Source organism: Olivibacter sp. 47, from assembly GCF_030372825.1.
Lineage (GTDB): Bacteria > Bacteroidota > Bacteroidia > Sphingobacteriales > Sphingobacteriaceae > Olivibacter > Olivibacter oleidegradans.
Map to the genome: position 1 here is coordinate 6,240,451 of NZ_JAUCNR010000001.1, position 17,640 is coordinate 6,258,090.

Genomic DNA, 17,640 nt, shown 5'->3' on the forward strand with positions numbered 1-17,640 from the left:
ACTAATCTATGTTGAAGATTCCAAACGAACTTATTCACATTGAAGTATTTACAAAAATAGCGCTATACTTTAAATTTGTTAAGCAGTATGGGAACCTTATAAAACAAAAGCCACATTCGCATTGCAGAATGTGGCTTCAGCTAAAAATTAAATAATTTATTCGCTATAAGGGACACTGAACATATTACCTACTCTGCCAGTAGGTGTTACAATTATATAGTTCAAGTTAACCGGTTTTTCCTTTTTACCGGTCTTAGGCAAATCGATAGGTCCGCTATAGATATTTCCGGTTTGATCGGCTTTATGGTTATCAAACGTGTAATAAATAGTGCTATTTGCAATAAAAGGAATAATCTCCGCTGTTTTCCTTCCTGTTGCCGAATTCGTACCAAAGCTAATCTTGGCTTCCGGAATACGGAAAAAAACCTTTAATTTCTCTAATTCCTGTAAACGAATCGGTAATCTGTTAGTAGAAAAATCGTCAAAGTTTTGCTTTTCCTTCGCTGTCCATGCAATTTCAGCTAGCGCTAACGCACGCGGAAAGAGCATATATTCCAGCTTATTATTGGTACCAATATACTCTGTCCAAAGATTAGCTTGTACGCCTAAAATATGCTTTTGCTCTTGGGCGTTCAAGGATTCAGGGCGAGGATGGTAGCTATACACGCGTTCCAAGGGCAAAAAACCTCCGATAGCTAAAGGCTCTGTGCTAATGTCCTTCGCCTGATAATGGTCTATATAGAGATGGCTATTCGGCGTCATAATGACATCATGGTTCATTTTAGCGGCGGCAATTCCACCCTCTTCACCTCGCCAGCTCATAACCGTTGCATTCGGCGCTAGTCCTCCCTCTAATATCTCATCCCAGCCTACTAAACGTCTATTGTGTTGATTCAAAAATTTCTCGATCCGGGTAATAAAGTAACTTTGTAAGCCGTGTTCATCTTTCAACTTATTTTTCTTGATTAGCTTTTGTGCAAAGGCAGATTGCTCCCAATGTTCTTTTGGCACTTCATCGCCTCCAACATGGATGTATTGACTAGGGAAAATATCCATTACTTCAGTGAACACATCTTCCAAAAATTTGAATGTTTCTTCTTTTGGGCAGAAAATATTAGGATGTACTCCCCAAAAGCCTGGCACTTGATAAGTCGTATCCTTGCAACCAAATTCAGGGTAAGCCGCCAGGACGGCCGTACTGTGCCCTGGCAGCTCTATTTCCGGAATCACCGTGATTTTACGATCAGCAGCGTACTCAACCAAATTCCGTGCCTCTTCCTGCGTGTAATATCCGCCATGTTTTATACCATCATAAATAAAGGGCTTGAAATCACCATACTGACCAATGATGCTGGAATCGCGCCACGCTGAAATTTGGGTCAGCTTCGGATATTTTTTGATCTCTAAACGCCACCCCTGATCGTCCGTCAAATGCCAGTGTAATCTATTAAATTTAAAATAAGCCATTAAATCGACGATTTTCTTCATTTCGTCCAATGAGAAGAAATGTCGGGCGACATCAATCATTACCCCTCTATAACCAAATTCAGGCTTATCTGAAATCGTTACCGCCGGAATCTGTAAACCACCATTATGTTGTTCAATTAACTGTAAAATGGTTTGAAGCCCATAAAACATACCGCTGTTATCGCCTTTGATCTTTATTGAATTTTCAGTAACATTCAACTGATAAGCTTCCGCTTCCGTCTGACTGTTCTCTATCAAAATATATTTGCCACTAGGCTCTGAAACGACTGGCAGACGTAGATGGTAGCGGTTCGATAGCATTTCGTTGAACAGGTTAAAGGTTTTCCGAGTCGCTTCATCCTTTGCTACTAATGTCGTTTGGTTATCCAGTTTAAAGACACCCACTCCAGATTGAATAGACTGAGGCTTTGGGATAAGCGCGTAATTTCGCTCCTGAGAAAAGACACTGCTCAAACAAAAAAAAGTGATTAGCAGTGTAATAAATTGTTTTAGCATATTTATTTGTTGTTGGTTATTAGTTATTAGTTTTTTGTTGTTAGTCGTCTGGTTTTTTACCATCCCGAGAGATGTCACGCATCCTCTAGAGAGGCAAATTTTTAATTTATTTATGTGACTGCCTCGCTCAAGACTCAGCCCTAGCTTCAGCTCGCAGAGACGCTCTTATGTAAGTCCTTACTGGTCTGACCGGAAAAGCGCTGAAATAAAAAGGAACCCTTTGGTCTTACAGTTAAAGACTTTTCTCGTTTTTGACTATTTACCATTCCTACGGAAGGCGGGCCATCGCTAAGGGAGGCAGGGTTTTATTATTTTGACTTTTAACTTTTGAATTATTGATATCTTGTTTGTCTTTCTAAGGCATCAATGAGCCCTCCGGGGTTTTTACTTTTTATTTTTGAATTTTTACTTTTTACTTTTTACTTTCCCTACCATACACCTCCAGCTCCGCAATACTGAATGCCGGTTTATCATTGTCGAATACCGACTGTTTAGCAAGCAATTTGACATATCGGCCAGTCACTTTTTCCACCAAAGCGGTATATTGTAAAATGGGGTTTGCTTTGACATTAGAAAACTCACCGGTCACAGCCAATCTCCAATCTTTTCCATTATCACTAACATAGTATTCATATTTTTCAACTGTACCGATGGATTTCCCATCTTGCCGTGGCAGGTAACCAAATGCAGATATATTCTGTTTGGAGCCTAAGTCGATTACGATTGCATTCTTATCCGTCAGGAAAAAAGTTTGATCATCATTGTCAAAGGCTTTTTCAGCTGCACTCGATTCGCTTGCCCAGTTGGCCTTTTCCAAGCCCTTACGTTCACCATGCTCTGGTCCTTTAAGCGCTCTTGGTTCGGCGAAGAGTCCGACATCACTCAAAGCAATACTAACGGGAGCATATACTTTTAGTCGCAATTTACTTGTTGAAATCGATTCGGGCATGCGAATAATACGATTAGCTCCTATGCTTGTTGCGTTAGCCGCACGCACCCAAGCGCCATCTTTCCATTTATCTACCAAAACGCTATCAATTCGTTGGCCTAATTTTATGTTTTCGCGTAATCGAATGATATTAAATGTTTGCGGTTTTAGCAGTTCGATTTCGAGATCAGCTTGGTGAACGTCATCATCCGTAGCCCAATAGCTATATCGATCTTCATCCGTTAGGCGCTGCGGCCCATAGTGTTGATCATTCGCATTCCGTACATTAGAAGCCTTCAAGCGAGCCCCTTTGATTAAATTTTTATCAAAAACTTTCTTTAATAATGCACCAAATTCTTTTAATACCTTCACATCGTTTTCATGCAAGAGACCATCCGTGTTCGGCGAAAGCCCCAAGTCAAAAGCGCCACCTCTTCCAACACTTTTACAGTATAAGTCGAACAACATGGCAGGAGTCTTCACCTGATCGTCTTGTGAAGCGTGATAAAACCAGCCCGGTCGCAAAGGCACATCGCACTCCGTAGGTATCCAGCTTTCACCATTTCTTGTTCCCGTTCCCAAATTGCTGTCATCCATGTAACCTGGCATCGGTGCCTTACCTTCTTTACCTACAAGCGTTATGGTCGACCAGCTAGTTTCCGAAGCAACTCCCTTTTCATTCCCTACCCAGCGTACATCCAGACCGATATCGCTAAAAATATTTGCGTTGGGTTGCATTGCTCGCGTTATTTTCCACGTGTTCATCCAATCGTAGTAAGTCGATTGGTCAACTTTTCGCTTTTCTTTTTTGCCGCCGTAATAACCATCTCCCCCATTGGCGCCATCATGCCAACTCATAAAAAGTTCACCATAATTGCTATAGAGCTCTTTCAGCTGGTTTCGATAAATACTAACATATTCGGGCGTGCCATAAGCAGGGTTGTTTCGATCCCAGGGCGAACAATAAACACCAAACTTCATCCCCAGTTTTTGAGCTGCTAGTTGAAACTCTTTCACCATATCACCTTTACCCGCTCGCCAAGGGCTCTCGCTAATATTATATGCCGCTGTTTTCGTGGGCCATAAGGCAAAGCCATCGTGGTGCTTAGCGACAGAGATGATGCCCTTAAATCCACCTGCCTTTGCGGCCGCAACAATTTGCTCAGCACTAAATTTTTTTGGATTAAAAATAGCCGGATCAGCATCTCCGTAACCCCACTCTTTATCTTGAAAGGTGGTTGGCGTAAAATGGATGAGACAATACATCTCCGTTTCATGCCATGCGAGCTGGCGTTTAGTGGGTAATGCACCATAGGGTTTCGGCGCATCATCGAAATCCTGAGCGATGCTGTTTACTCCAAACAGACATGTTGCAATAATGGTTAAAAGGCTTTTTCTGCTGTACATACTTACAAACATAAATGCTATCCAAAGTTAAACATTCAGGATTATTAGCATTATGTTCTGCTATATTAGCTATCGTGGATATTGGTTATCGGTTATTCGTTATTGGTTATTGGTTATTGGTTGTTCGTTGTTCGTTATTGGTTATTGGTTGTTCGTTATTGGTTTCTGGTTATGGGGTACTTTTGTGAGAACAAGTTAGTATCAAGTATTAGGACACCTGCCTGTCGGCAGGCAGGTAAGTAAGTATCAGGTATCAAGACGTAGGTATCAGGATAAGTAGAAAAGAGATTCATCACTCATAATTCCTGCCTACCGGCAGGCAGGCAACACTCATCACCACATAACTATTTCCCTACTCAACTAATCAACAACTTAACTAATCAACAACTTAACTGCTCAACAAATAAATCGCTAAGCTTCGCGGGCCATGGGCTCCCAGTACTAAAGACTGTTCAATATCCGCCGTTTTTGAGGGTCCCGCGATAAAAGCTCCGAAGGGATCGACGCCTAGCCCCATCTTCTCATAAGCCTGGTGCATATTATTTACGATCTGGTTTTTCGCGACAAGCAGCACCAAATGTTGACAAATAAAAGGCAGTACACGTATAAGTGTTTCCGGAACCCATAGTGCGCTATTTTCGGCGACACCCAACTGCGCAGCCATAATAGCTATATCAACATCTTCCAAGCTATGCGGATTGAGATCGGCGTCAACAATCTGTTCGGCCAGGTTTTCCATTTCAGGCAAGGTTGACACAATCCGTAAAGATTTCTCAATAGACCACCTTGCCTGCACTTCGGGAATATAGGTCTGCAAAAGATGATCTTTTACCGCTTCCAGGTTCGTCGCCTCCAGGACACTGGTTCCGACAGCTTTTGCAACATCCGAAAATTTCTGTACCGGATCGTCGTATACCGTTGGGTTTTCAACCGGAGCGGGTAATGCTACTTCATCCAACTGCGCTGCCTTAATGGCTTGTAATATTTTGTCTTTACTTGTCATTTCGTAAGGTTGTAAGTTTTAAGTAATAGGTTTTAAGTTCACCGTTTTTTCTCAATCGTGTTTAAAAAAACGTATTACCTATAACTTATAACATAAAACTCATCTATTTCGCTCTTTATACCATTCACTAAAAGATTGCTTAGGAGGCACCGGCATCTCACGTCCTTTATACCATGGGTTAAGACTGTTATTTACCGTAAATGGCGCGTACTTAAGCGTAAAACGCCCCATTTTTCCTGCTAACCTAAATTTAGTGGGCGACGCCAAAGTGGTTGCCATCAGTTTCATGGCCATTGTTTTTTTCTTATCGGTATATCCCGCTTTTACCAATTCTTGTCGCCACTTGTACAACTGGTTATGGATATCTATTTTTACAGGACAAACATTGCTGCATGAACCGCAAAGCGTTGACGCAAAGGGAAGGTCAGCAAATTTTTCCATATCCAAGTTAGGCGCCAAGATGGAGCCTATAGGGCCTGATATAGCGTGATGGTAGCTATGGCCCCCGCTGCGTCTATATACCGGACAAGTATTCATACAGGCGCCGCATCGAATGCATTTCAGCGAGTTTTTAAAGTCAGGTCTGCCGAGTTGCCGGCTTCTCCCATTGTCCACTAAAATAACATGCATTTCCTGTCCCTTCCTTGGCTTTCTGAAATGGCTTGAATAGGTGGTAATAGGTTGCCCTGTCGCACTTCTTGTCAACAAACGGAGGAACACGCCCAAATGAGCCCGCTTTGGAATCAACTTTTCTATGCCCATACTGGCAATGTGTATATCAGCAAGATGAGCGCCCATATCTGCATTACCTTCATTGGTACATACCACCATTTCTCCTGTCTCTGCAATCGCAAAATTCACTCCCGTCAATGCCGCCTTGCGTGTAACAAAAACGTCCCTTAAATGCTGTCGAGCCGTCTCCGTCAAAATCTGCGGATCTGATACACCTGCTGCCGTTCCAAGATGCTCGTGGAAAATATCGCCGATTTCTTCTTTTTTCTTATGAATGCAAGGTAGTACGATATGGCTGGGCATTTCTTTAGCAAGCTGAACAATCCGCTCACCTAAGTCTGAATCAATTACTTCAATCCCATTGTCTGCCAAGTAATCGTTCAAATGGCATTCTTCCGTCAGCATAGACTTACTTTTTACCATCCGATCGATGCCATGCTTCTTCAACAACTCGCAAACAATTTGATTATGTTCACGCGCATCTGCCGCCCAATGAACCTGCACGCCATTTGCCTGCGCGTTTTTTTCAAACGCTAGCAAATAATCCTGCAAACGGGATAGCACATGGTTTTTAATTTGAGAAGCGGTGTTCCGTAACTCCTCCCATTCCGGGATATCGTGCGTTAATCGATCACGTTTTGACCGAACGAACCAAAGCGTTTGATCGTGCCAATCGACTCGAGCTTCATCTTTATTAAAGATATCCGCTAATGCGGCGTGTTTCTTTTGTTGTGTTTCCATATGATTGCGCTACGCTATAAGCTTTATGTTATTTACAACGTATAACTTATTACTCCTGCCTACCGCAGGCAGGTAAAACTCCTTCGGTTTTAAACTCGCTATCATTACCTACTGACTATTCAATATCTCGGCAATATGTATCACTTTGGTAGCACTTTTATGTCTACGAAGAATACCTTCCATATGCATAAGGCAGGACATATCCGCTCCTGTTATAAACTCAGCTCCGTGCCGCAAATGATCGGCCACGCGATCTTTACCCATTTTTACCGATACGGCTTCTTCTGCTACACAGAAAGTTCCACCGAAACCGCAACACTCGTCCTTCCGATCCAGTTCAATTAGCTCGATATCTTTTACCATACTAAGCAGTTTACCGGGTTTTGAAAAGGGCTCGGCAGTTAGTTCGCTCATCTGCGAAAGCATCAAGCCCCGTTGCCCGTGACAACTTTGATGCACGCCTACACGGTGCGGAAAACGGGCGTCCAGCGCTGTTACTTTTAAAATATCAGTAAGGAACTCGGTTAATTCATAGACACGTTCGCGAACCTCGTTGCTTATTGTAGGAGACTGATCCGAGTGCAGGTGATCTTTTATGTGCAAGACACAGCTTCCTGAAGGTGAAACTATATAATCATATCCCTGAAAACGTTTGATAAAATTCTCATTACATCCTCCGGTAAGGTGCTCATAGCCTGAATTGGCCATTGGCTGTCCACAACAGGTTTGTCCCTCAGGATAAGAAACCTTCACCCCTAGCTTTTCTAAGAGTTCAAGTGTCGCTCGTGCTGCTCCCGGATAAAATTGGTCTACATAACATGGTACAAATAAGGCAACCTCCATGTGTTATTTTGTTTAGTTAAAAAGGATAGAAATACAAAGTAAAGAACTTTCAATATAGCTTCATTTTGCGATCTTTACTATTTATTAAGCTATCTTTACTAGGTTTTATCACCCCTCCATAAAATCAAAACAAAATAACGCATTCTTTTCCAAACAACTGTCATGGTCAGTCCGCTTTGCTTAGGTATTAAGACACCTGCCTGCCGGTAGGCAGGTAAGTATCAGGTAGCAAGACGCCCTATTCATCACTCATTTCAGCTATTAGCTATCAACATTAGGTGTTCGATATTTGACTTAAGTCTGGCAACGTAATTCATCACTCATAGTTCATAACTCAACACTCATCACTACTTAACTACTTTCCTACTCAACAACTTAACTACTCAACTATTCCACCATTCTTCCCATAAATGGATCGCTTTTTGAGTCGGCGCCCGTTTCCACCCTGCCCGCATAGCGTCGCTCAAATGTTGGCCGACCCTTAATAAACAAAGAAAAGTCGTACCAACCGTAGCTTTTTGATGTATCCATAACGATCTTGACAATTTCGTTATTTTTTATTTTTTTTCGAATTAGGCCTTTACCGTACGACCAATCCTTCAGTTCCACTTCCAACCCTCCTTGGGTCCCCATTAATTGCAGTTCGATATTGCCAGTCAGCTGTTTCGCATCTTTTTGTCTTTCATATAGGCATTGTACCGAAATCACATCATCCATTTCGGTGCCTTTCAGCTCGCGAAAAAAGCCGTTAGGCCCATAAATCTGTAAATGATACTGCTTATTTTCAAAACGGTCGAACGGCCATTGGTAGCTTAGTCTACCCCCCGCTTTCACAGCGAAGGCCCATGTTTTTACTGCTTCCCATATTGGTTGGCTCCTAGCGCTCTCTTTCAGGTATTTGTCGGGAGCATAAACATTAAAAGCTACACCAGCGGCCCCTTCACCGAAAATCTCATCCGCTGCAAGAAAAGTAAGTTCAACAGCCTTTGAATCTACCAGCCTCTCTTCAACATAAAGCTCATAGGGTAAAGCATTCGAGTTTTTTATACCTTTCTCTTGTTGGGGTAATAAAGGCGAATTAAAAGGATGTTTATTAATGAACGCAATCTCATCTTGCTTCAGTTCCTTAAAGCCCTTTGGCAAGTCCTTCACTTTTGCTTTATAGATCGATTGTACAAATTCATTGCGTTTCACAGCACCAGGTAAGGATAGCGTCTCCCCGTTGTAAGGGCGGAATGCGGAGGTCAGATCGCCTGTAATAGCGCGCCGCCAACTGCTAATATTCGTCTCCCTAATTGGCTTTCCTATTTTCTTCTCCAAGAACTTTTCCATGAAACGAATCGTAGAGGTAATATCACAAAGTTCGGAGTTAACCCAGCCCCCACGTGTCCACGGAGATGCAATGATCAATGGTACGCGATATCCCAAACCAACGGGACTTTCCCGAAGGTCATCTTTATCCATTCCATCTCGTTTGCGTTCCTCTTCCATACTCACATATTCATCACGCGTATCCAAGCCTTCTGAAACCGCACCACTGTCGATATCATTAGGGTTAGGAGCGACAAACGGCGGCACATGATCAAAATATCCATCGTTTTCGTCATAGGTAAGCATAAAGATCGTTTTCTTCCAGACTTCGGGATTTCTGGTGAGGATATCCAACACTTCGGACACATACCATGCACCAAACCAAGGTGAACTGGGGTGGTCCGAAAATGCCTGGGGTGCCACCAACCACGATACGGTTGGGAGCTTCCCGGAATTTACATCCGCTCTAAATTGATGTAGGATATCCCCTTTCTGCACTTGCATTTTCTTTTCCTCACCCCCATCAATATAGGAAACTTCCTCAATATTGTAATAGTTTGGATCGTTGATATTGGTGGTAAAGGCCCTTTGGTGTAACTGTTGTTCAAAGCTGCTGAGCTTTGCAAAATTCTCGGGATTATACTTGGCCAACTCCTCTTTATATTTGGACAGCTGTTCTCTTTTTTGGTTCAATTTCTTTTTGAGGCTTTGTACTTGATTCGGTTTCGTTTTCTTGATCTGTACCTCCAACTCCGTAATCTCTGCCGGCAATTGCTCCGACCGTTTTGTCAGGAATCGATGATGACCGGTGCTGAAACGTACGTGATATTGTTTAAACCACTCCAAATTGTTATCGGTAAAATTGGACAACCAATATTCCCTGTCGCCTTCCAACTCAGTCTGTATACTCAATTCATTCTGATATACCCGCCAGCTTACGCCATGTTCCTCCAATCGTTCAGGAAAAGTCTTCCAACTCACTTCCTTATTATAATAGACGTCTGAGTTTCTCACATTCGCCTGCTCGCCTGCCGCCCCTTTCAGCGTTCCACTCCAGAAGAAAAGGCGATTCGTTGTTGTACCCGTCAGGGACGAACAAAAATGTTGATCACAAACAGTGAAGGCATCTGCAAAGGCATAATAGAACGGGATATCTTCGCGGTTAAAATAACCCAGGGTAAGAGGCATATTCTTGTATGCTTTATTTCCCGATTGCTTTGCCTTCAACCATCCATCATACTTACCATTGTTCCGAGCATCCACTTGATTTTCCCATGAATGCGGAAGGCCTCCCATCCAGGTGGATTTTGTTTCCTTCATATTGAGCCGAAATGGCGCATAGGTATGCCCTGCCGGGTCCGACTGCAACCAAACTAGGTTTTTATTCGGCAATCTGATCGCTCGGGGATCGTTAAACCCACGTACGCCTTTTAATGTTCCGAAACAATGGTCAAATGATCGGTTTTCCTGCATGAGCAAGACGATGTGCTCAGCATCATAAAAAGTACTACCTGGTGCAGGATTAATATCCAAAGCTCTTTGTAATGACTTTGGCAATGCATTCCACAGACCTGTACTTCCCGCTAAAAATGCGGCTTTCTTTATAAAGTCTCTTCTATTTTCCATTTTATTAGCTATAAGTATCAAGTATTAAGACAGCCTTTTGAGTTATGAGTTGCCAGTTGTGAGTTGCGAGCACAGAATTTGGTATCAAGATGTAAGTAGCAAGACATAGGTATCAGGATAAGTAAAAAGTAAAAAATAAAAAGCGATTTATCACTCATTTTAGCTATTAGCTATCAACATTAGGTGTTCGATATTTGACTTAAGTCTGGCAACGTAATTCATCACTCATAGTTCATAACTCAACACTCATCACTACTTAACTATTTCCCAACTCCCTATTTACTACCTACCAAATGCCAGGCTTTGGGCTTGGTAAAGGCCCGTAGCCCCTGATGCGAAAGTGTCGAACCAATACCAGAATGCTTTCTACCACTCCAAGGAACTGCTGCACTTACGCGATCGCAACAATTCCAATAGGCAGAGCCGGCATCAATTTTTTTCAGTAAAGAAACGGCGCGCGCTTCTGAATCGGTATATATACCTGCTGTTAATCCATAATCAGTATCCTGCATCAGCGATAAGGCTTCCTCATCCGATCTTACGCTCATGATTCCTATGATAGGACCAAAACTCTCTTCTTTCATGATAAGCATGTCATGTGTCACATCAACCAATATTGTTGGCTCAAAGTAAAACCCTTTCCCATCAATGGCTTTACCCCCACAAAGCAATTTCGCGCCTTTTGCTAATGCATCGTTAACTTGCGCTTCCAATATGTTAATTTGTAGCTTTCTCGTTAACGGGCCGAAGTAAACATCATCATCTAATGGATTACCCACTGTCCATGCCTTTACCTGCTGTACGAAATAATCGAGGTATTCATCATAAATGTCTTGATGGACATAAATTCGTTCGACCGAACAACAACTCTGTCCATTATTATAAAAGGCACCGTCCGCTGTTGCTTCTGCTACTGCTTTTATGTTGCTGATATCATTGGCGATGTAAAGCGGATCTTTTCCGCCCAATTCGAGCTGACAAGGCACCATCTTTTGAGACACCTGTTCGTAGATATACTTACCGGTATGATATGAGCCCGTAAAGAAATAACCGGCGAACTCCATATCCAGCATCATTTTTCCCACTGGTCCATCGCCAATCGCCAATTGAAAGACGTGATCCGGTACGCCTGCTTTTTTTAACAGTCTATCGATTTCTAGTCCCGTCAGCGTCGCATATTCAGACGGTTTGTATAATACCCCATTACCGGCTATCAGGGCGGGCACAAACACATTTACCCCTACCAAATACGGATAGTTCCAAGCGGAAATATTTCCGATAACACCTAGAGGCTCATAGGATATGCATTCGCGCACCGTCCCATTTTCCTGCATGAGCTCATCGCTCAGATAGCGTTCTGCATTTGCAGTTAACCAATTAATTCGGCTTATCGCACCTTTAATCTCATTTTTTGCTTGTTGCAACGGTTTACCGGTTTCAGCTGTTAATATTTCAGCAAGAGAGGCCGACTCAGCCTCCAAAAGTGCCGCGAACCGGATAAGCGTATTTATCCGCTCTCCTAATGGCAGCTGGGCCCAAATCTGTTGAGCTGCAAGTAGCCGCCTATATTTCTCTTCTAACGTAGTAGGAGAATCTACCTGTACAGTAGCAATTACCTCCTCAGTTGCTGGATTAATGATATTCATTTTGTTAAGTAAAAAATTCAAAAGTAAAAAGTAAAAAAGCGATTCATCACACACTTTAGCTATCTACAATCAGCGGTCAGTTTTCAGTCGCACAAGCCTTTCTCACAACTTATCCAGCTTTCAGATATCAGCAGTCGGCTTTCGTTAGTGTAACCGTAACTGCTACTACACTAACCCCTCACAAAAAAAATTTCATACTGATGTCTCGACTCGCCTCCTATTATCCCAATCACACCACTCGACATGACGAAAAAAAACTCGCAACGGGTAATTCACAACCAGCAACCAGCAACTCACAACTCTAAATTCATCACCTGCAACTCACTTCAGTGAGCATCTCTTACGTCCTATGAAACCCCTAGACACTACTCACTATTAACTACTAACTATTAACTACTTAACTTTTACCAAAAAAGATTCCCTGATATTTTCCACAAAGGGATTTGAAGCATCTTCCATTCGTTCGGGATGCCATTGTACCAGCAGTAAGAAGGGCTTCCCTTTAGCATCTGTTCGTTCCAGCGCCTCTACCACACCGTCTCGGGTAACAGCGGAAGCTACCAGGCCTTTACCTATCCGATCTGCACTTTGATGATGCAAGCTGTTAACTACACCCTCGCGAGCCCCTGTTATTTTAAATAGCAAGGTGTAGGGATCCACATTGATCGAATGGTTGGGAAGTGAGCCGTTGGGTAATTTAGCATGACCAAATTTTCCCCAAGAAGCTAGATCCGGAATCAGCGTCCCTCCATAATACACATTAATTAGTTGCAAGCCACGGCATATCCCTAAAATTGGAAGTTCACGTTTCTCAGCCAATCGCAGCAATTGCCATTCAAAAGCATCACGCTTTTCATCGAAATCAACGGGCACACAATAGGAAAGATATTCTAATTTGTTGTAGTATTTAGGATGTACATCCTCTCCTCCCGTGAAAACTATCGCCTGACAGACTTCAACCTCCTTTAGATTATCCAAACTATATCCCAGACGAATAATCTCTATACTAGCATCGGCCCTCTTTATCCAATTGGCATAGAGATCGTACATTCTGCCATCCGTCATTCCTATGATTTTTTTGTTTTGCATCGCTTTGCTGTTCGTTGTTAGCTTTGGGTTAAGTAGTGCTTTCCAATAGTAGTTAAATAGTTTAGTCGTTGAATGGTTAAGTAGTTATGACGAATTATCGACCAATTGACTAATTATTAAGCTATAAGCTTTAGGCTAGCACCCATTTTGGTATCAAGACACTAACTTACCGGCAGGCCAACAAATGCCGAGACAGCTTTATTGTCTTATGTCTTGATGCCTACCTGCCTGCCGGCAGGCAGGTGTCTTTTGTCTAGCGCTATTTCCCTACTCAACATCTTAACTACTTAACAATAACTACTCAACCAAATTAAAATGCTTGCTGATATAATCGTTTAAAATCTTCTCTACTTACGGGCTTTGGGTTATTCGGGTGTGCAAAATCCGCTATTGCCAAATCAGCCAGTATTTCTATATGTTCGTCTTTTACACCTATATCCCGTAATTTTTTCGGAATCCCGATGTGCTCATTTAATTCAAAGAGGTACTTTATTACCCCTTCTCCTGTTTCTTCGCGAAGCTGTAAAGCTTGGGCAATACGTTTAAACTTATCCTCATTGCCGGCTACGTTGAAAGCCATTCCGTAAGGAATATTGACCGCATTAGCCAATCCATGGTGCGTATCCAATAACGAAGATAAGGGATGTGCTAATGAATGCACCACGCCTAAACCCTTTTGAAAAGCAATTGCCCCCATCATGGACGCTACTAACATATTACTCCGCACCTGTTCATTTGGCCTCAACACAGCCTGTTCAAGTGATTTAGCAATTAAATGCATCCCTTCAAGTGCAATACCATCACAGATTGGATTCGGATTTTTGGCCAAGAAAGCTTCCATGTTATGAGTAAGGGCATCCATACCCGTTGCAGCCGTAATATGAGGTGGCAAACCCATGGTTAACAAGGGATCTGCAAAAACGATTTTGGCCATCAATTTAGGCGAGAACAGGATCTTTTTTTGATGCGTCTCGTCATCAGCAATAATGGCGCTCCTTCCCACCTCACTACCGGTACCTGCGGTGGTCGGAACCGTAATAAAGTGAGGAACGCTGTTGGTCACATACACGTCGCCTCCAACCAAGTCATCGTATTTAAACAAATCGTCTCGGTGATTGACACGCAGTACGATTGAGCGAGCGATGTCCAAAGCAGCGCCACCACCAATACCAACAATACTGTCACGATCGGTTTGATCCCAAATATCAGTCCCTTTATATACATCCGATTTCACCGGGTTTTTATGAATATCGGAGAATACTTCCAGGTGAATTCCTTTTAAGTTAAGGTCCCTCACGATCTCAGCAAAAAAATCCAGCTGGGCAATGGTCGGGTCGGTCACGAGTAAAGGCCTTTTCAAGCCCTGCTCGATTAAGTAAGCCGGTAATTCCTTTATAGCCCCACAGCCAAAACGGATCGTTGTGGGAATGTTGAATTGGTAAATCATTTTCGTTGTTTGTTGCTGGTTATTAGTTGTTAGTTATTCATATGAGTTGTGAGGATCTCTCTTCCTTTACCTTATACCTATTAGCTTTCATCGTTTAACTTTACCGCTTTTTAATTTTTAATTTTCTTAAATAATCTCAAAATATCTTTTTAATTCCCAATCGGTTACTGCTTTGGCAAACTGTTGCCATTCCCATTCACGTGTACAGCAAAAATGCTCCACGAAATCCGATCCAAAAAGCTCGTGTGCAATCGGCGATTGTTTCATCTGAGCGGTTGCTTCCCATAGATTCGTTGGCAAATTTCCATTTGAATGATCTTGATAACCGTTTCCAAGCGTAGCAGCCTGGTTAAGCTGCAGTTGATGTTTTATTCCATATAAGCCTGCCGCCAGGCAAGCTGCAATAGCCAAATAAGGATTGGTATCAGAACCGACAACCCGCGTTTCAATTCGCGTTGCTTTCTTCCCTGACGCTAGGATTCGGAGTGCTACTGTCCTATTATCCAACCCCCAAGTTAGCGTTGTAGGCGCCCAAGCACCTTCTACCAAGCGTTTATAACTATTAATGGTCGGCGCTAACAATGGCAGCATATGGGGCAGACAGAACAATTGTCCCGCAACATATTGCTTCATCAATTCGCTCATTTTGTTTACTTCTGTTTTGTCGTAAAACAAATTTTCCTGTCCATCTTCATCCCACAGACTTTGATGTACATGGCCACTACAGCCAGGCAAATCCGCTTTCCATTTAGCCATAAAAGAAGCAATGATACCATGTCGATAAGCAATTTCTTTTACTGCCGTTTTGAACAATATAGCTCGATCAGCCGCTTCCAACGCATTTGCATAGGTGATTGCTGCCTCATAAACTCCTGGACCTGTCTCCGTATGCAAGCCTTCCAAGGGTACACCAAACTTAGTTAGCGATTCAAAAAGATCATGAAAAAAATCATTTTTTAACGAGCTTCTTAAAATAGAATAGCCGAACATTCCCGGTGTTAGCGGTATTGGGTTTTGAAAGGCTTTCTGCTCTAAACTTCGCGGTGTCTCTTCAAAATTAAACCATTCGAACTCCTGCGAAAAAAAAGGCTTGTATCCCAATTGCATGCATTCATTAATAATCCGCTTCAGCAATTGCCGCGGGCAAACGACCGCCCCCGTTCCCCGCTCGTCAAAAAAGTCGCCCAGGAAAAAGGGCACATTCGCTTCCCATGGCACCTTTCTAAAAGTATTCAAATCGATCTTTAACGGCATATCAGGATACCCCGAATGCCAACCGGTAAATTTACTGTTATCATAAGCGACATCATGCGCATCCCAACCAAATACTACATCACAAAAACCAAGCTCACCCTTTAAGACCGCAAGAAATTTATCTACTGAAATGTACTTCCCTCGGAGAATACCATCGATATCCGATGCGGCAATTTTGACCCGACCGCCGGGATGCTGTTTAACATATTCTTCTATTTCTTGTGTCGTCATTTTTTGAATACTTTAAATAGTGCATAAGATAATAACATAATGAGCAAGTACACCAATCCTATTTTCACATTGTACACAAACATGGCAAGCAAGGAAATACCACCAATGACTAAAACCATGAGGGGAAAAATCGGATACAAGGGGACTCTAAAGGGGCGGTACAATTCGGGTTGAACACGCCTTAACTTGATAAGCGCTATCATTGACACAACATATAGGGTTAATGCCCCAAAAACGGAGAGGGTAATGATTTCTGCTGTTTTTCCGGAAAGGAGCGCCAATATTCCCAGTATCATGTTTAAGATCAATGCATAGCTTGGTGTTCGGTATTTGCTTGAAATTTTACCAAGAAAAGGAGGAAAATTGTTTGCTTTTCCCATTTCATAGGTCGATCGCCCTGCGGCCAAGATTAATCCGTGAAAAGAGGCTACCAATCCGAATAGGCCTACCGTTATCAGTAAATGATATAAAATATGGTTATCTCCTGTAATGTGCGATAGCGCAAGAGGCAATGGCGAATCAGAAGTTTCCCCATTTACACCATTCCTAAAAACAATAGCTTCCCAACCTGCCACGCCTACAGAGGAAACGAATACGAGCACACAAAGCATCACAAGCGTCAAGATTGCCCAACCGAAACCCTTTTTAATATCCCGTTGCGGATTTTTAGTTTCTTCGGCTACATTTGCAATTCCCTCGATACCGAGAAAAAACCAGATAGCAAAAGGGATGGCAGCAAAGGCGCCCGACCAGTTATGCGGTAAGGGATTTTGTACAAAACCGGCTGCATTGAAATGAGGTGCAGCAATTCCAACGAAGATCAATAACTCACTGACAGCAAGAATAGTAATGACTAATTCAAAAGTGGCAGCGGCTTTAATCCCTATGATATTTAGTGTAGTAAAAAGTACGTAGGCAATAATAGCTGTTTGTAGAATAGGAGCTTCCGGAAAGAAGGCATTAAAATAGGCACCGATAGCAAAGGCAATGGCTGGCGGTGCAAACACAAATTCAACCGTTTGTGCGATACCGGCAAGAAAAGCAATATCCTTTCCCAACGCAGCTCCTGCATAATCAAAAACGCCACCGGCTTTTGGAATGGCACAGGCAAGTTCGCTATAACTAAAAGTAAAAGCGATATACATCAACATCACGATCAGCGTGGCCAGGGCCATTCCTAGGGTGCCGCCTTTTTCCAAACCTAAATTCCAGCCGAAATACATACCTGAAATAACATAGCCAACTCCCAAAGCCCATAGAGAGAAAGGTGTAAGTGTTTTTTTTAATGTATTAGTCATCCAATTTTGGCTTCAATGTAAAAAATGCGACCCCACGGCTTATTCCTTCAGTTATTATTGGTTTAGGACCGTCTAAAAAGTATTCCTTAATAATTGCATCA

At 42.6% G+C, this 17,640-nt stretch carries 10 protein-coding genes and 1 pseudogene; all 11 read right to left on the reverse strand.

Annotated features, from left to right (window positions below; genetic code table 11):
* Positions 1-156: 156 nt before the first annotated feature.
* The 11 genes and pseudogenes from QT327_RS26990 to eat all read right to left on the reverse strand — a co-directional run bounded on the left by QT327_RS26990 (position 157) and on the right by eat (position 17,539).
* Positions 157-1,983 carry a beta-N-acetylhexosaminidase gene (locus QT327_RS26990; RefSeq protein WP_289554347.1) on the reverse strand — a complete coding sequence of 609 codons (1,827 nt, stop codon included), beginning with the start codon at positions 1,981-1,983 and terminating at the stop codon, positions 157-159.
* Positions 1,984-2,395: 412 nt separating this feature from the next.
* Positions 2,396-4,318: an alpha-L-fucosidase gene (locus tag QT327_RS26995; RefSeq protein WP_242627385.1), complete on the reverse strand. Its 1,923-nt coding sequence runs from the start codon at positions 4,316-4,318 to the stop codon at positions 2,396-2,398.
* Between the two features lie 388 nt (positions 4,319-4,706).
* On the reverse strand, positions 4,707-5,321 hold the full coding sequence (locus QT327_RS27000; protein ID WP_013663965.1) for a LutC/YkgG family protein: 615 nt from the start codon (positions 5,319-5,321) through the stop codon (positions 4,707-4,709).
* 99 nt (positions 5,322-5,420) lie between these two features.
* Positions 5,421-6,794, reverse strand: coding sequence for a lactate utilization protein B (locus QT327_RS27005; RefSeq protein WP_013663966.1), 1,374 nt, complete (start codon positions 6,792-6,794; stop codon positions 5,421-5,423).
* A gap of 108 nt (positions 6,795-6,902) precedes the next feature.
* Complete coding sequence (locus QT327_RS27010) at positions 6,903-7,637, reverse strand: (Fe-S)-binding protein (protein WP_130858110.1); 735 nt, start codon at positions 7,635-7,637, stop codon at positions 6,903-6,905.
* A 387-nt stretch (positions 7,638-8,024) separates the two neighbouring features.
* Positions 8,025-10,574, reverse strand: a complete 2,550-nt coding sequence (locus QT327_RS27015; RefSeq protein ID WP_130858111.1) for a phosphocholine-specific phospholipase C — start codon at positions 10,572-10,574, stop codon at positions 8,025-8,027.
* Between the two features lie 275 nt (positions 10,575-10,849).
* Positions 10,850-12,220: an aldehyde dehydrogenase family protein gene (locus QT327_RS27020; protein WP_289554348.1), complete on the reverse strand. Its 1,371-nt coding sequence runs from the start codon at positions 12,218-12,220 to the stop codon at positions 10,850-10,852.
* A gap of 393 nt (positions 12,221-12,613) precedes the next feature.
* Positions 12,614-13,315: pseudogene (locus QT327_RS27025) on the reverse strand (gamma-glutamyl-gamma-aminobutyrate hydrolase family protein); the annotation flags it as partial.
* Between the two features lie 304 nt (positions 13,316-13,619).
* The gene (locus tag QT327_RS27030) at positions 13,620-14,756 is read right to left on the reverse strand and encodes an iron-containing alcohol dehydrogenase (RefSeq protein WP_289554349.1); all 1,137 of its coding nucleotides are present in this window, start codon (positions 14,754-14,756) and stop codon (positions 13,620-13,622) included.
* Positions 14,757-14,882: 126 nt separating this feature from the next.
* The gene (locus tag QT327_RS27035; protein ID WP_289554350.1) at positions 14,883-16,241 is read right to left on the reverse strand and encodes a glutamine synthetase family protein; all 1,359 of its coding nucleotides are present in this window, start codon (positions 16,239-16,241) and stop codon (positions 14,883-14,885) included.
* The gene (gene eat, locus QT327_RS27040; protein WP_013663974.1) at positions 16,238-17,539 is read right to left on the reverse strand and encodes an ethanolamine permease; all 1,302 of its coding nucleotides are present in this window, start codon (positions 17,537-17,539) and stop codon (positions 16,238-16,240) included. Before eat ends, QT327_RS27035 begins: the two co-directional genes overlap by 4 nt.
* Between the last annotated feature and the right edge of the window lie 101 nt (positions 17,540-17,640).

What these genes read in the sequence shown, in the direction of transcription:
- QT327_RS26990 (WP_289554347.1), bottom strand. Translation starts at nt 1,983, where the DNA reads ATGCTAAAACAATTTATTACACTGCTAATCACTTTTTTTTGTTTGAGC.
- QT327_RS26995 (WP_242627385.1), bottom strand. Translation starts at nt 4,318, where the DNA reads ATGTACAGCAGAAAAAGCCTTTTAACCATTATTGCAACATGTCTGTTT.
- QT327_RS27000 (WP_013663965.1), bottom strand. Translation starts at nt 5,321, where the DNA reads ATGACAAGTAAAGACAAAATATTACAAGCCATTAAGGCAGCGCAGTTG.
- QT327_RS27005 (WP_013663966.1), bottom strand. Translation starts at nt 6,794, where the DNA reads ATGGAAACACAACAAAAGAAACACGCCGCATTAGCGGATATCTTTAAT.
- QT327_RS27010 (WP_130858110.1), bottom strand. Translation starts at nt 7,637, where the DNA reads ATGGAGGTTGCCTTATTTGTACCATGTTATGTAGACCAATTTTATCCG.
- QT327_RS27015 (WP_130858111.1), bottom strand. Translation starts at nt 10,574, where the DNA reads ATGGAAAATAGAAGAGACTTTATAAAGAAAGCCGCATTTTTAGCGGGA.
- QT327_RS27020 (WP_289554348.1), bottom strand. Translation starts at nt 12,220, where the DNA reads ATGAATATCATTAATCCAGCAACTGAGGAGGTAATTGCTACTGTACAG.
- QT327_RS27030 (WP_289554349.1), bottom strand. Translation starts at nt 14,756, where the DNA reads ATGATTTACCAATTCAACATTCCCACAACGATCCGTTTTGGCTGTGGG.
- QT327_RS27035 (WP_289554350.1), bottom strand. Translation starts at nt 16,241, where the DNA reads ATGACGACACAAGAAATAGAAGAATATGTTAAACAGCATCCCGGCGGT.
- eat (WP_013663974.1), bottom strand. Translation starts at nt 17,539, where the DNA reads ATGACTAATACATTAAAAAAAACACTTACACCTTTCTCTCTATGGGCT.